General features: G+C 73.2%; 12 protein-coding genes and 1 riboswitch. Of the genes, 3 read left to right on the forward strand and 9 right to left on the reverse strand.

What is annotated here, in order from left to right:
* Window positions 1-40: 40 nt before the first annotated feature.
* The gene (locus ACV7NM_RS13040; protein ID WP_463410456.1) at window positions 41-1,309 is read right to left on the reverse strand and encodes a serine hydroxymethyltransferase; all 1,269 of its coding nucleotides are present in this window, start codon (window positions 1,307-1,309) and stop codon (window positions 41-43) included.
* A gap of 34 nt (window positions 1,310-1,343) precedes the next feature.
* Window positions 1,344-1,434: riboswitch (ZMP/ZTP riboswitch) on the reverse strand.
* 104 nt (window positions 1,435-1,538) lie between these two features.
* Between ACV7NM_RS13040 and rocD the strand changes: the two genes are divergently transcribed.
* Complete coding sequence (gene rocD / locus ACV7NM_RS13045) at window positions 1,539-2,744, forward strand: ornithine--oxo-acid transaminase (RefSeq protein ID WP_463410457.1); 1,206 nt, start codon at window positions 1,539-1,541, stop codon at window positions 2,742-2,744.
* Between the two features lie 11 nt (window positions 2,745-2,755).
* Here rocD and ACV7NM_RS13050 read toward each other — a convergent pair whose 3' ends face one another.
* Together ACV7NM_RS13050 and ACV7NM_RS13055 are read right to left on the reverse strand one after the other, a co-directional pair.
* Window positions 2,756-3,946, reverse strand: coding sequence for a glutathionylspermidine synthase family protein (locus ACV7NM_RS13050; RefSeq protein ID WP_463410458.1), 1,191 nt, complete (start codon window positions 3,944-3,946; stop codon window positions 2,756-2,758).
* A gap of 16 nt (window positions 3,947-3,962) precedes the next feature.
* Window positions 3,963-4,265 carry a hypothetical protein gene (locus ACV7NM_RS13055; RefSeq protein ID WP_136217228.1) on the reverse strand — a complete coding sequence of 101 codons (303 nt, stop codon included), beginning with the start codon at window positions 4,263-4,265 and terminating at the stop codon, window positions 3,963-3,965.
* 126 nt (window positions 4,266-4,391) lie between these two features.
* Here ACV7NM_RS13055 and ACV7NM_RS13060 point away from each other — a divergent pair, with 126 nt between their 5' ends.
* Window positions 4,392-5,192: a DMT family protein gene (locus ACV7NM_RS13060; protein ID WP_463413930.1), complete on the forward strand. Its 801-nt coding sequence runs from the start codon at window positions 4,392-4,394 to the stop codon at window positions 5,190-5,192.
* A gap of 133 nt (window positions 5,193-5,325) precedes the next feature.
* Here ACV7NM_RS13060 and pdxR read toward each other — a convergent pair whose 3' ends face one another.
* Window positions 5,326-6,738 (reverse strand): MocR-like pyridoxine biosynthesis transcription factor PdxR, encoded by a 1,413-nt coding sequence (gene pdxR, locus ACV7NM_RS13065; RefSeq protein ID WP_463410459.1) that lies wholly within the window; start codon window positions 6,736-6,738, stop codon window positions 5,326-5,328.
* 46 nt (window positions 6,739-6,784) lie between these two features.
* On the opposite strand from pdxR, the gene ACV7NM_RS13070 reads away from it, so the two are divergent.
* On the forward strand, window positions 6,785-7,285 hold the full coding sequence (locus tag ACV7NM_RS13070) for a carboxymuconolactone decarboxylase family protein (protein WP_463410460.1): 501 nt from the start codon (window positions 6,785-6,787) through the stop codon (window positions 7,283-7,285).
* Between the two features lie 53 nt (window positions 7,286-7,338).
* Here the strand turns inward: ACV7NM_RS13070 and ACV7NM_RS13075 are convergent, their stop codons facing one another.
* The 5 genes from ACV7NM_RS13075 to ACV7NM_RS13095 all read right to left on the reverse strand — a co-directional run bounded on the left by ACV7NM_RS13075 (window position 7,339) and on the right by ACV7NM_RS13095 (window position 12,431).
* Complete coding sequence (locus ACV7NM_RS13075; protein ID WP_463410461.1) at window positions 7,339-8,352, reverse strand: hypothetical protein; 1,014 nt, start codon at window positions 8,350-8,352, stop codon at window positions 7,339-7,341.
* Between the two features lie 3 nt (window positions 8,353-8,355).
* Window positions 8,356-8,748, reverse strand: coding sequence for a hypothetical protein (locus ACV7NM_RS13080; protein WP_463410462.1), 393 nt, complete (start codon window positions 8,746-8,748; stop codon window positions 8,356-8,358).
* The gene (locus tag ACV7NM_RS13085) at window positions 8,738-10,468 is read right to left on the reverse strand and encodes a hypothetical protein (RefSeq protein WP_463410463.1); all 1,731 of its coding nucleotides are present in this window, start codon (window positions 10,466-10,468) and stop codon (window positions 8,738-8,740) included. Before ACV7NM_RS13085 ends, ACV7NM_RS13080 begins: the two co-directional genes overlap by 11 nt.
* A gap of 142 nt (window positions 10,469-10,610) precedes the next feature.
* Window positions 10,611-11,600, reverse strand: a complete 990-nt coding sequence (locus ACV7NM_RS13090) for a malate dehydrogenase (RefSeq protein WP_136217221.1) — start codon at window positions 11,598-11,600, stop codon at window positions 10,611-10,613.
* Window positions 11,601-11,801: 201 nt separating this feature from the next.
* Window positions 11,802-12,431, reverse strand: coding sequence for a short chain dehydrogenase (locus ACV7NM_RS13095; protein WP_463410464.1), 630 nt, complete (start codon window positions 12,429-12,431; stop codon window positions 11,802-11,804).
* Between the last annotated feature and the right edge of the window lies 1 nt (window position 12,432).

A 12,432-nucleotide genomic window follows, 5' to 3' on the forward strand; every position in this document is an offset into this window, starting at 1 on the left:
CGGAGCGCGGGGCGCGGCGGCGGCGAGGCTGAGAAGGCGGTCAGGACAGCGGGAGGCCGGGGGCCGGGAAGGCGGCCATGAGGTCCGTGACCTCCCCGCGGACAGCGGACAGGGTCCGCTCGTCCGAGGCGGCCGCCGCGTCGACCGCACGCGCGATCCACTCCGCCACCACCGGCATGTGCTCCACCGACAACCCCCGCGAGGTCAGCGACGGCGTACCGATCCGGATCCCCGACGGGTCGAACGGCTTGCGCGGATCGAACGGCACCGTGTTGTAGTTCACGACGACCCCCGCCCGGTCCAGCGCCTTCGCCGCCACCTTGCCGGGAACCCCCCGCGACGTCAGGTCCAGCAGGATCAGGTGGTTGTCCGTACCGCCCGACACCAGGTCGAAGCCCCGCTCCAGCAGCGACGCGGCCAGCGCCTTCGCGTTGGCCACGACCGCGTGCGCGTACGTGACGAACGCCGGCTGCGCCGCCTCGTGCAGCGCCACCGCGATGCCCGCCGTCGTCTGGTTGTGCGGGCCGCCCTGGAGGCCCGGGAAGACGGCCTTGTCGATGGCCTTCGCGTGCTCCTCCCGGCACATCAGCATCGCGCCGCGCGGCCCGCGCAGGGTCTTGTGCGTGGTGGTGGAGATGACGTCCACGTGACCGGCCGGGCTGGGGTGCGCCCCGCCCGCGATCAGACCCGCGATGTGCGCCACGTCCGCGACGAGGACCGAGCCCGCCTCCTTGGCGATCGACCCGAAGGCCTCGAAGTCGATCGTGCGCGGCAGCGCGGTACCGCCACAGAAGATGATCTTCGGTCGCTCGGCGAGCGCCAGCTCCCGCACCGCGTCGTAGTCGATCCGGCCCGTCTCCGCGGAAACCCCGTACTGCACGCCCCGGAACCAGGAGCCCGTCGCCGACACTCCCCAGCCGTGCGTGAGGTGGCCGCCCATCGGCAGGGCCATGCCCATCACCGTGTCGCCCGGCTTCGCGAAGGCCAGGTACACGGCAAGGTTCGCCGGGGAGCCGGAGTACGGCTGCACGTTCGCGTGGTCCACGCCGAACAGGCCCTTGGCCCGCTCGATCGCCAGGGACTCGACGCGGTCTATGTTCTGCTGGCCCTCGTAGTAACGGCGGCCCGGGTAGCCCTCGCTGTACTTGTTCTGCAGGACGGTGCCGGAAGCCTCCAGCACCGCCGCGGAAACGTAGTTCTCACTCGGGATGAGGCGGAGCGTCTGCGCCTGGAGGGTTTCCTCGGCCGCGACGAAGGACGCCAGCTCGGGGTCGGTCGCGGAAAGGGCGGGATGGCGGCGCGCGTTCATGGCGGTCCTCCGGGGTCGATGTCTGGTCTCGTCCCCGCGAGGCCCAGGCGAGCGGCCCTGTGTGCGGTCCTGCGCGCACGACTCCCCCGGAGTCGTTTCTCCGTGCGCCAGTCGCCGTGCGTATGGCCCACCCTAGCGGGCGCGCCGCAAGAAAGGTTTCTCCGTCCGTCGTACGAGCGAACATGGAAAGTGACGCCACCTCGTCGACTGCCTGCCGGACGGAGACCCCGTGTCGAAGACTGCTGATGCCATCCGCACCGCCGACGCGCACAGCGCGCACAACTACCACCCGCTCCCGATCGTCGTCGCGTCGGCGGAGGGGGCGTGGATGACCGACGTGGAGGGCCGCAGGTACCTCGACATGCTCGCCGGCTACTCGGCGCTCAATTTCGGCCACGGCAACCGCCGTCTCATCGATGCCGCGCACGCGCAGTTGGAGCGGGTCACTCTCACCTCCCGCGCCTTCCACCACGACCGCTTCGCGGACTTCTGCACCGAACTCGCCGCCCTGTGCGGCAAGGAGATGGTGCTGCCGATGAACACGGGCGCGGAGGCGGTGGAGACGGCGGTCAAGACCGCCCGCAAGTGGGGGTACGAGGTCAAGGGCGTCCCGGACGGCCACGCGAAGATCGTGGTGGCGGCCGACAACTTCCACGGCCGGACCACCACCATCGTGTCGTTCTCGACGGACCACGAGGCCCGTGACCACTTCGGTCCGTACACGCCCGGCTTCGAGATCGTCCCGTACGGCGACCTCACCGCGCTCTCCCACGCGGTGACCTCGAACACCGTGGCCGTGCTGCTGGAGCCGATCCAGGGCGAGGCGGGTGTCCTCGTACCGCCCGCCGGCTACCTCCAGGGCGTACGCGAACTCACGCGCGAGCGGAACGTCCTGTTCATGGCGGACGAGATCCAGTCGGGCCTCGGCCGCACCGGCGAGACGTTCGCGTGCGCGCACGACGGGGTCGTGCCGGACGTGTACGTCCTCGGCAAGGCGCTGGGCGGCGGTGTCGTCCCCGTCTCGGCCGTGGTCGCCGACCGGGACGTACTCGGGGTGTTCCGGCCCGGCGAACACGGGTCCACCTTCGGCGGCAACCCCCTCGCCTGCGCGGTCGCCCTGGAGGTGATCGCGATGCTGCGCACCGGCGAGTACCAGCAGCGCGCCGCCGAGCTCGGCGACCACCTGCACCGGGAGCTGAACCTGCTGGTGGGCGGTGGCGCGGTGACCGCCGTCCGGGGCCGCGGCCTGTGGGCGGGCGTCGACATCGACCCGGCACGCGGGACGGGCCGGGAGATCTCCGAGAAGCTGATGGAGCTCGGGGTGCTGGTGAAGGACACCCACGGCTCGACCATCCGCATCGCCCCGCCGCTGGTGATCGGCAAGGAGGACCTGGACTGGGGCCTGGACCGGCTCCGCACGGTGCTGGCGGTCTGACGGCCCGGCCGCTACAGGATGACGTGGGGCAGGAAGCGGGCGTACTCGTCCGTGACCGGCCCCGCCGACTCCCGGATGCCCAGCCCCGCCGCCTCCTCCTCGACGACCCACGCGCCGAGCACCACCCGGTTGCCGTCGAAGTCCGGCAGCGGGGCCAGGGCCTGGAAGACGTACGTCTCGTCCTCCTCCGGCACGAACGGCGCCCCGCCCACCGGGTGCAGGGTGACCCCCGCGCCCTCGCGGCCCAGCAGCGGCTTCGCGGCGAAGCCGGTGGTGTCCGCGAGCTCGCGCGGCCCGTCGAGGTAGGCGGGCAGCAGGTTGGGGTGCTCGGGGAACAGCTCCCAAAGGATGGCCAGCAGCGCCTTGTTGGCGAGGAGCATCTTCCACAGCGGTTCGATCCAGCAGGTGCTGCCGGAGCCGCCGCCGTGGTCGTACGTGGCCAGGACGTGCGGGCCGAACTCGTCCCCTACCAGCCACTCCCACGGGTACAGCTTGAAACAGCTGCGGATGAACCGCAGTCGGTCGTCCACGAACCGGCCCGAGAGGCCGTCCCAGCCGATCTGTTCCACCGACAGGGCGTGCGTGGCCAGTCCCGCCTGCTCGGCGGTCTCCTGGAGATAGGCGACCGTCATCAGGTCCTCGCCCAGCTCGTCGGTCTCGGAGTGCGCGAAGTGCACGGGCCCCGGCGGCAGCAGCTCCGCCTGTCGGCGCCACGCCTCGACCAGACGCTCGTGCAGGGAGTTCCACTGGTCGGCGCCGGGGAAGCGTTCCTCCATCCAGAACCACTGCGGACTCGCCGCCTCCACCAGCGAGGTGGGGGTGTCCGCGTTGTACTCCAGCAGCTTGGCCGGGGCGCCGGAATCGTCGTGGCGCAAATCGAAACGGCCGTACAGGGAGGGCTGTTCGGCGCGGCGCCGCCAGGACTCGGCGATCCGGGCGGCGAGCTCGGGATCGTGGATGCCGAGGTCCGCGAAGCGGTCGTGTTCGACGATGTGCGCGGCCGCCGCGAGGCACATGGCGTGCAGTTCCTCGACGACGTTCTCCAGCGCCTCGACCTCGGGGAGGGAGAACGAGTAGTACGCGCTCTCGTCCCAGTAGGGGCGCAGGGAATCGTCCGGGTAGCGGGTCAGGGGGTAGATCAGGCCCTGTTCCTCGACGGTCTTCTGCCAGTCGGGACGGGGCTCGACGGTGTGCCGCTTCACGTGGCCGGGCCTTCCCTCAGCCGCCGCTGGAGCCGCTGTGGCCGCCGATGCCGCCGCGGGTGACGGCGGACTTGTCGAAGCTGCCGCCCTTGACCTTGCCGCTGCTGGTGCTGCCGCCGTAGTAGTACGCGCCGCGACCGCCGCTCCTGCACTCGTTGTCGTTCAGCTTCTGCAAGGTGGCGCGGTCGGCGCAACGCTTGTCGGGCTCGCCGCTGCTGCCGCAGGCCACGAGACCGGCCGCGAGCAGGCCCATGCCGCCGAGTGCGACGGCGCCGGAACGCATGCGGCGCCGGGTGCCGGCGCCGGTGGTGGTGTCCATGTATGAGTTCGCTCCCCCTGGGTGGCGTTGCCCCACAGACTAGAACGGGCCCGCGGGGAGATGGAATCCGGCCGTCGTCACACCCCTGTCACGACGGTGACCTACAGTCTCTTCGTGCTGATTGGGATGGTTTGCGCGCTGGGTGCGGCGGTCTGTTTCGGGACGGCGTCGGTGTTGCAGGCGGTGGCCGCGCGGGCGGCCGAGCCGGGGACGGGGTCCGGGGTCGACGCGGCCCTGCTGCTGCGGGCGGTGCGACAGTGGCGGTACGTGGCGGGGCTGGGCCTGGACGCGGTCGGGTTCGTCCTCCAGATCGTGGCGCTGCGACACATCCCCATCTACGTGGTGGGCGCGGCGCTGGCGGCCAGCCTGGCGGTGACGGCGGTGGTCGCGGCGCGGCTGCTGCGGGTGCGACTTGGCCGGGCGGAGTGGGGCGCGGTCGCGGTCGTGTGCGGCGGCCTGGTGATGCTGGGGCTGTCCTCGGGCGAGGAGGGCACGGAGACGGGGCCGCCCGCGCTGAAGCCGGCGCTGTTGGTCGTGGCGGTGCTGGTACTGCTCGCCGGGGCGGCTGCGGGCCGCCTCCCGGGCCGGGCCCGGGCGCTGGTGCTGGGCCTGGCGGCGGGGACGGGCTTCGGGGTGGTGGAGGTGTCGGTCCGCCTCATCGACGGCGTGGACTTCACCAACCCGGCGCTGTACGCGCTGCTGTTGGGCGGGGCGGCGGGGTTCCTGCTGCTCACGTCGGCGTTCCAGCGGGGTTCGGTGACGGCGGCGACGGCGGGCCTGGTCCTGGGCGAGACCCTCGGCCCGGCGGCGGTGGGCGTGGCCTGGCTCGGCGACCGCACCCGCGAGGGCCTGACCTGGCTGGCCGTCCTCGGCTTCGCGGTAGCCGTCGCCGGCTCCCTGGCCCTTGCGCGCTTCGGCGAACCGTGACCCTGGCCGGTGCCCTGCCCGCGCTTGAGGCGGACACCCACCCCGCCCGGCGAACCGGGCAACCCCCGCGCAGGACCGCACAACGACCCGGCCAGGGCATCCGCGGAGGGCCCGCGCAAACACCCGGCCAGGGTCACGGCAGGGACGACAGCAGGGACGACAGCGTCGGTGACCACGCGCTGTCCGGTGGGGTGCCGTAGCCCACCACCACCGCCTCCCGCGCCGGCAGGTCCGACGTCGGGTGGCGGAAGGCCGACAGGCCCTCCAAGGCCAGGCCCTGACCGGCCGCCGCCTGGAGTACCGGCCGCTCCATGCCCGGCGCGAGGTCAAGCACCACGTGCAGCCCGGCCGCGATGCCCGCGACCCCCGTCACGGACGCCCGGTCGGACACCGCCGCGACCACCGCGTCCCGCCGCTTGCGGTACCGCGTCCGCATCCCCCGCACGTGCCGGTCGTACACCCCCGAACGGATGAACTCCGCCAACGTCAACTGCTCCACCGCGCCGGAGGTCCAGTCGGTGTGGCCCTTCGCCGCGAGCACCTCCTCCAGCAGCGCGTCCGGCACCACCATCCAGCCCATCCGCAGCCCCGGCGCCAGCGACTTGCTCGCCGTCCCCAGGTACACCACCCGGTCCGGGTCCAGCCCCTGGAGCGCGCCGACGGGCTGGCGGTCGTAGCGGAACTCCCCGTCGTAGTCGTCCTCCAGGATCAGACCGCCGGTGGTCCTCGCCCAGTCGACCGCCGCCGCCCGCCGCTCCGGCGTCAGCGCGCCCCCCGTCGGGAACTGGTGCGCCGGGGTGAGCAGCACCGCGCCGGCGCCCGTGCCGGGCAACTGGTCCGTCCGCGCCCCGGCCCCGTCCAAGCGGAGCGGGTGCGTCCGCAGTCCGGCCCCCGTGAGCAGGTCCCGGTGGATGTCGAGGCCGTACCCCTCCACCGCCACGTCCCGTACCCGCCGCGCCCGCAGCACCTTCGCCATCAGCATCAGCCCGTGCGCGAACCCGGCGCACAGCACGATCCGCTGGGGCTCCGCGTACACGCCCCGCGCCCGTGCCAGGTACCCGGCCAGCTCCTCCCGCAGCTCCACCCGACCGCGCGCGTCCACCGCGTACCCGAGCGCGTCGTTCGGGGCGGCCGTGAGCGCCCGTCGGGTCGCCGCCGCCCAGGCCGCGCGCGGGAAGCTGCCCAGGTCCGGCGAGCCGGACACGAGGCTGTACGCGGGCCCCCTGCGCGCGGCGGGACGTGCCCGGACGGCGGGGGCGGCGGCGACCCGGCGCGGCCTGGCCCGTTCCGCGACGCGGGTGCCCGAGCCCTGGCGGGCCGTCAGCCAGCCCTCGGCGACGAGTTCCGCGTACGCCTCCGCGACCGTGTTCCGGGCGATGCCCAGGTCGGCCGCGAGGGACCGCGAGGACGGCAGCCGGGTGCCGGGCGCGAGCCGCCCGCCGCGCGCGGCCTCGCGCAGGGCCTCCGTCAGCCCGGCCCGCAGCCCCCGTCCGGCGGCGAGGTCGAGGTGCAGGTCGGCGCCGAAAGTGGCCCATGTTTCCGTCATGGATGTGGACCATATAGGCGGGCTGCCTCCTCCGTACGGTGGGGGCATGACGACGACCAAAGCCACGGAACACGCCCCCGAAGAGCCCGCCCGCCTGAACTGGTACAAGCACGCGCCCGAGGTCTACAAGGCCATGGTCGCGCTGGAGATCGCGGCCAAGAAGGGCTTGGACCCCGTCCTGACCGAGCTGGTCAAGACCCGCGCCTCGCAGCTGAACGGCTGCGCCTTCTGCCTGGACATGCACACCAAGGACGCACTGGCGGCCGGCGAGAGCGTCGAGCGGCTCGTGCAGCTCTCCGCCTGGCGCGAGTCCCGGCACTTCTACACCGAGAAGGAACTGGCCGCGCTCGCGCTGACGGAGTCGGTGACCGTCCTGACGGACGGTTTCGTTCCCGACGAGGTCTACGCGACCGCCGCGAAGCACTTCGAGGAGGCCGAACTGGCCCAGCTGATCGCCGTGATCACGACGATCAACGCCTGGAACCGGTTCGGCGTCACCTGCCGCCTGGTGCCGGGCCACTACACGCCGGGCACGCCGGGGCACTGAGCCCCGGTCGGCGCCGGGCCCCGGTCGGCGCCGGGCAGCCGGCGCCGGGGCTCTCAGCCGCCGGGCCGGAACGCCTCCAACGCCGCCGCGTGGTGCTGTTGGGTGACCGCCCAGTCGGCGGCCGGGCCCGCGGTCAGGACGGCCCATTTGCCACCGTCCGGCGTGCGGGAGACCCGCTCCACGCCCCGGCGGCGGCCGTGGGTCTCCGCGCTGTCGTACTCGTAGACCAGTTCCGCGGCGTCATCGGAGCCGGGGACCCGGCCTACGCGGATCTCCTCGTAGCCCGGGGTCCGGGCGCGCAGATCGGCGGAGGCGCCTTGTACGGCCTGCAACGGGCTGAGTTCCGCCTCGCTGACCCGGAAGACCTGGAGCAGTGACGCCCGGTCGGGGGAGCGGTAGAAGACTCCGCTCCCGCTCGCTTCCCGGGCCCAGCCGGTGGGCACCGCGATGGTGAACCCGTCCGGGTCACGGACCGTCTCGTGCGCACCGCCCACGGGGGAGGCGGTGCTCGCGGAGGGGCTGCCGGACGGCCCGCCCGGGGGTGAGGAGGCGGGCGGCGTCGGGGACGCGGACGCGCCGCCGTCCGCCGGGGCGCCGGACGCCGTCGCCCCCGCGTACGCGGCCGGCCCCGACGGGCTCCGCTCGACGAACCAGACGGCGGCCGCCCCGATCGCGAGGGCGGCCACCGCGATTCCCGCCGTGGTCGGCGTCAACCACCGCCCGCCCGACCCCGCGGGGCGCGGGGGCATCGGGGGCAGGGGCGGCGGCGTCGGTGGGCCGGGCGGCAGGAGCGTGTCGTACGCCGGCGGCACGGTCGGCAGGGTCCCGTCGAAGGCCGGGGGCGCCGGCGGCAGGTCGCCCTCGTAGGCCTGGGGCGCGGTCGGCGCCGGCGGGTCGTACGGCGGGGCCGTCCACGCCGGAGGCTGTGCGAGCGGGTCGTACGGGGGCGGTGTCTGCGGCGGCGCGGCGGGGGCGTCGGCCGGGGCCGGGGCGTCGGCCGGGGCGTCCCACACCCAGCGCTGCGTGCGGGCGTCCCAGCGGGGCGCGCCCTGCGGCTGCGGGGCCACGGCTCAGCCTCCCAGCGAGGTCAGCAGCCCGGCCAGCGCGGTCGCGGCGCTGACCGACTCCACCAGCGGCGCCCAGCGTTCCAGCGCCGCGCGCAGCCGGGCGGCGAGCCCGGGCCGGATCTCCCGGGCCGTCTCCAGCTCCTCGGCGGCGCCGTCCAGTTCGGCGTCCAGAGCGGACCGGTCCTCGCCCCGCGGTACCCGGACGAGGGCGGCGCGCAGTTCCAGTACCGCGTCGAGCAGCACCTGCGGGGTCGGGGCCTCGGCCGCGCCCCCGTGCCGGACCGTGTTGGTGTTGTTGCTGCCGCCGATGCTGAAGGCGCTGCCGGTGACGTCTCCGAGCGAGACCGACGGCTCCGCCGAGTCCCCCGCGCCCGTGTTGCTCCCGTCAGTTGCCACCGCTGCTCCCTCTGCCCTTGCCACCGCTGTGGTGTCCGGTGTTGGTGTTGTTGCTGCCTCCGACGCTGAAGGCGCTGCCGTTCACCGACTGGATGAACACCCCGCCTTCCGCGACGTTGACGGCGCGGGCCGCGAACTCCTCCGTGTGCCAGCCCGCTTCGTGCAAGGCGACGATAATGCCGCCGACCACCCGGTCCTGGACGGTTTTCAGGAAGCGGTCCAAGTCCATGAGGTGGAACAGCGATCCGTTGTCCTCGGAGGCGAGTTCGCGCACCGACAGGCGCGGCCCCTCGGGGCGGGCGCCGCCGTGGCCGCCGGTCACGATCCGCCACCAGCTCGTCAGGCCGCGGGCCAGGGTGGTGACGGAGGCGGCGATGGAGCCGGGGGTGCGCCGCAGGGCCCAGACGGCCTTTCCGAAGGCGTTGTTGTTGCGGTAGCGCTGGGCGTCGGCGTCCGCGTTGTGGAAGGCGACGTCCACGGGGAGCAGCACGTGCGGCGCCACTTCGAGCATCATCATGCCGCCCTGCGTGTGGACCCGTACGAAGACGGTGACGACGAGGTTCTCGTCCCAGCCGCCCACGCGCACCCGCAGGAAGTGCCGGCGGCGCTCGCCGCCCTCCTCGATGGCGGCGGCCCGCTGCTGCGCGTACTGGGCGTGGATGGCCTGCGCGGCGTCCCGGTGCGGCAGCCCGTTGGCGGGCAGGAACACGCACTCGTCGACGACGAGTTCCCGTAAACGGTCGCCGACCGCGGCCTGGGCGTCCGCGGAGCCGTGCGGCGAGGGCTCCCGTAGGCGCTCCAGCAGCGGGACGATCCGGGAGACGAGGTGGGCGTTGGTGACCGGCGTCGGCTTGCGGTCGGGGCCCAGGTCCTCGCGCGGGCGCAGTTCGACGGAGAGCTGCCAGGGCCGGTAGGGATCGCCCGCGCCGCAGAAGGGGTCGTTGACGTCGTACATGATCACCGGCGCGTGTTGCTCGGCCCGGATGCGGGCGCGGACGCGCTGGAAGCGTACGCCGGGGGCCGCTTCGGCCGCGTCGCCCGCGTGGTCGGCGTAGCGGCGCTCATTGAGGTCGTTGGTGATGGTGCGGTAGACGTGGCCGCGCTGGAGACCCACGACGGTGACGATGGCGGCGAAGACGACGGGCACCCACCAGAGGGCGGCGGTGGCCGCGACGGTGCTCCCGAAGGACTGGGCGAAGAACAGGGCGCCGGGTCCGCCCGAGTCGCCGAGCAGGCTCATCAGGGCGAATCCGCCCACGGCGAGGAAGAGCAGGGTGACGGCGAGCGTCACCAGGACGTAGACGCGAAGGATCACGGCCAAGGCCCGCAGCAGCGCCGTGTTCCGGCCGCGCAGCCAGTCGGCGAGGCTCAGCAGCAGGAAGGGGAAGACCAGCAGCATGAGGGCGCCGCCGGTGAGGAGGGAGCCGACGAACCAGGCGCCGAGCACCCCGGCCGCCCAGCCGAGTTCCGTGCGGCGGGCGCGCAACGCGTGGGCGAGCACCCGGGAGGCGTCGTAGCCGTAGGAGGGGGCGACGATGCGCTCTTCGTGGACGTAGAGCTCGTCGATGACCCGGTCGCGGAATCCGGCGTCGAGGTAGGTCCCGGCGCACAGGAACCGGCCGGCCTCGCTGAGCGAGGGGTGCACCGGCGGGCGGCCGGCGCGGGGATCGCCCCAGCCGGTCGGACCGGTCGGCTGATGGGGAATCGGTGTCTCGGTCACCGACCGACCTTAGGTTCCCCCTACATCACGCGACAGGCCGAATCACGCCAAAGCGCCCCGGCCTGGTTTGGCCGGGGCGCTTCGTCGTTCGTACTGGTTCGAACTGGTGGGACCGGCGCGAGGACCGGCCCGACCGTTCGGATCAGATCAGGCCGAGCTCGCGCACCGCGTCGCGCTCCTCGACCAGCTCCGCCACGGACGCGTCGATGCGCGCACGGGAGAACTCGTTGATGTCGAGGCCCTGGACGATCTCGTACTTGCCGTCCTTCGTGGTGACGGGGAAGGAGGAGATGATGCCCTCGGGAACGCCGTAGGAGCCGTCCGACGGGACGCCCATCGAGGTCCAGTCGCCCGCGGCGGTGCCGTTGACCCAGGTGTGGACGTGGTCGAGGGCGGCGTTGGCGGCGGAGGCGGCCGAGGACGCGCCACGGGCCTCGATGATCGCGGCGCCGCGCTTGGCGACGGTCGGGATGAAGGTGTCGGCCAGCCACTGCTCGTCGTTGACGACCTCGGCGGCGTTCTTGCCGGCGATCTCCGCGTGGAAGATGTCCGGGTACTGGGTGGCCGAGTGGTTGCCCCAGATGGTGAGGCGCTTGATGTCGGAGACGGCGGCGCCGGTGCGGGCGGCCAGCTGCGAGATCGCGCGGTTGTGGTCCAGGCGGGTCATCGCGGTGAACCGCTCGGCCGGTACGTCCGGGGCGGCGGCCTGCGCGATGAGCGCGTTGGTGTTGGCCGGGTTGCCCACGACCAGGACCTTGATGTCGTCCGCGGCGTGCGCGTTGATCGCGGCGCCCTGCGGCTTGAAGATGCCGCCGTTGGCGGAGAGCAGGTCACCGCGCTCCATGCCCTTGGTGCGGGGGCGGGCGCCGACGAGCAGCGCGACGTTGGCACCCTCGAAACCCTTGTTCGGGTCGTCGAAGATGTCGATGCCGCGGAGCAGCGGGAAGGCGCAGTCGTCGAGCTCCATGGCGGTGCCCTCAGCGGCCTTCATGCCCTGGGGGATTTCGAGGAGCCGGAGCTTGACCGGCACGTCGGCGCCGAGGAGGTGACCGGACGCGATGCGGAAGAGCAGCGCGTAGCCGATCTGGCCGGCGGCGCCGGTGACGGTGACATTCACGGGAGTGCGGGTCATGGCCTTCTCCGTTAGACAGCTGGCGGTGGGGCGTCCCTGCCCCATGTGCTGGAGGACGCCGCTTCCCTGTCCTTGCGAATCTTGACGTGAAGAGACATCCGCGGTCAGGCTATCCGACCCCGGGGGCGGCTAATCCACAGGCCCGTGTGGTGCGTGGCACACGCACCCGGATGTTCGAAGGCGGTCCGGGTGTCCGGGCCCTCATTCCACCCGGAACACCTGCCCGGTCCGGTGTCCTTCGACGGACTTGACGTAGGCGTTCGCCGCGCGGGCGACCGGCACGGCGTCGAATCCCGCGAAGGTGTCCCCGTAGACGTCGAGGGACTCGGTGAAGACGGTGGGGCTGACGGCGTTGATCCGCTGCCGGCCGGGGAGTTCGATGGCGGCGGCCCGTACGAACGCCTCCACCGCGCCGTTGACGAGGGAGGCGACGGAGCCGGTGAGCAGCGGCTCGCGGGCCAGCACGCCGGTGATCAGCGTGTACGAGGCGTGCGCCGGCAGCCGGGTGGCGCCCTGGCGGACCAGCTCGATCTGGCTGACGGCCTTGCCTTCGAGGCCGCCGCGCACGTCCTCGGTGGTCAGTTCGCCCAGCGGGCGCCACGGGACGCTCCCGGCCGCGCTCGCGACGGCGTCGACCGCGCCGAAGCGCTCGGCGACCGCGTCGTACATGGCGCGGATCGACTCGGGGTCGGTGATGTCGACCAGGACGTCGGCGCCCTTGCGGGAGGCGGTGACGACCTGGTGGCCGCGCTCGCGCAGGGCGGCGTGCACAGCGCGTCCGAGGGTTCCGTTGGCGCCGATCAGCACGACTTTCAGGGGGCTCGTGGTCATG

It is taken from the genome of Streptomyces sp. Tek67B01 (genome assembly GCF_055231995.1).

Coding starts and splice junctions, on each gene's coding strand:
- ACV7NM_RS13040 (WP_463410456.1), bottom strand. CDS start 1,309: ATGAACGCGCGCCGCCATCCCGCCCTTTCCGCGACCGACCCCGAGCTG.
- ACV7NM_RS13055 (WP_136217228.1), bottom strand. CDS start 4,265: ATGGACACCACCACCGGCGCCGGCACCCGGCGCCGCATGCGTTCCGGC.
- ACV7NM_RS13060 (WP_463413930.1), top strand. CDS start 4,392: ATGGTTTGCGCGCTGGGTGCGGCGGTCTGTTTCGGGACGGCGTCGGTG.
- pdxR (WP_463410459.1), bottom strand. CDS start 6,738: ATGACGGAAACATGGGCCACTTTCGGCGCCGACCTGCACCTCGACCTC.
- ACV7NM_RS13070 (WP_463410460.1), top strand. CDS start 6,785: ATGACGACGACCAAAGCCACGGAACACGCCCCCGAAGAGCCCGCCCGC.
- ACV7NM_RS13090 (WP_136217221.1), bottom strand. CDS start 11,600: ATGACCCGCACTCCCGTGAATGTCACCGTCACCGGCGCCGCCGGCCAG.
- ACV7NM_RS13095 (WP_463410464.1), bottom strand. CDS start 12,431: ATGACCACGAGCCCCCTGAAAGTCGTGCTGATCGGCGCCAACGGAACC.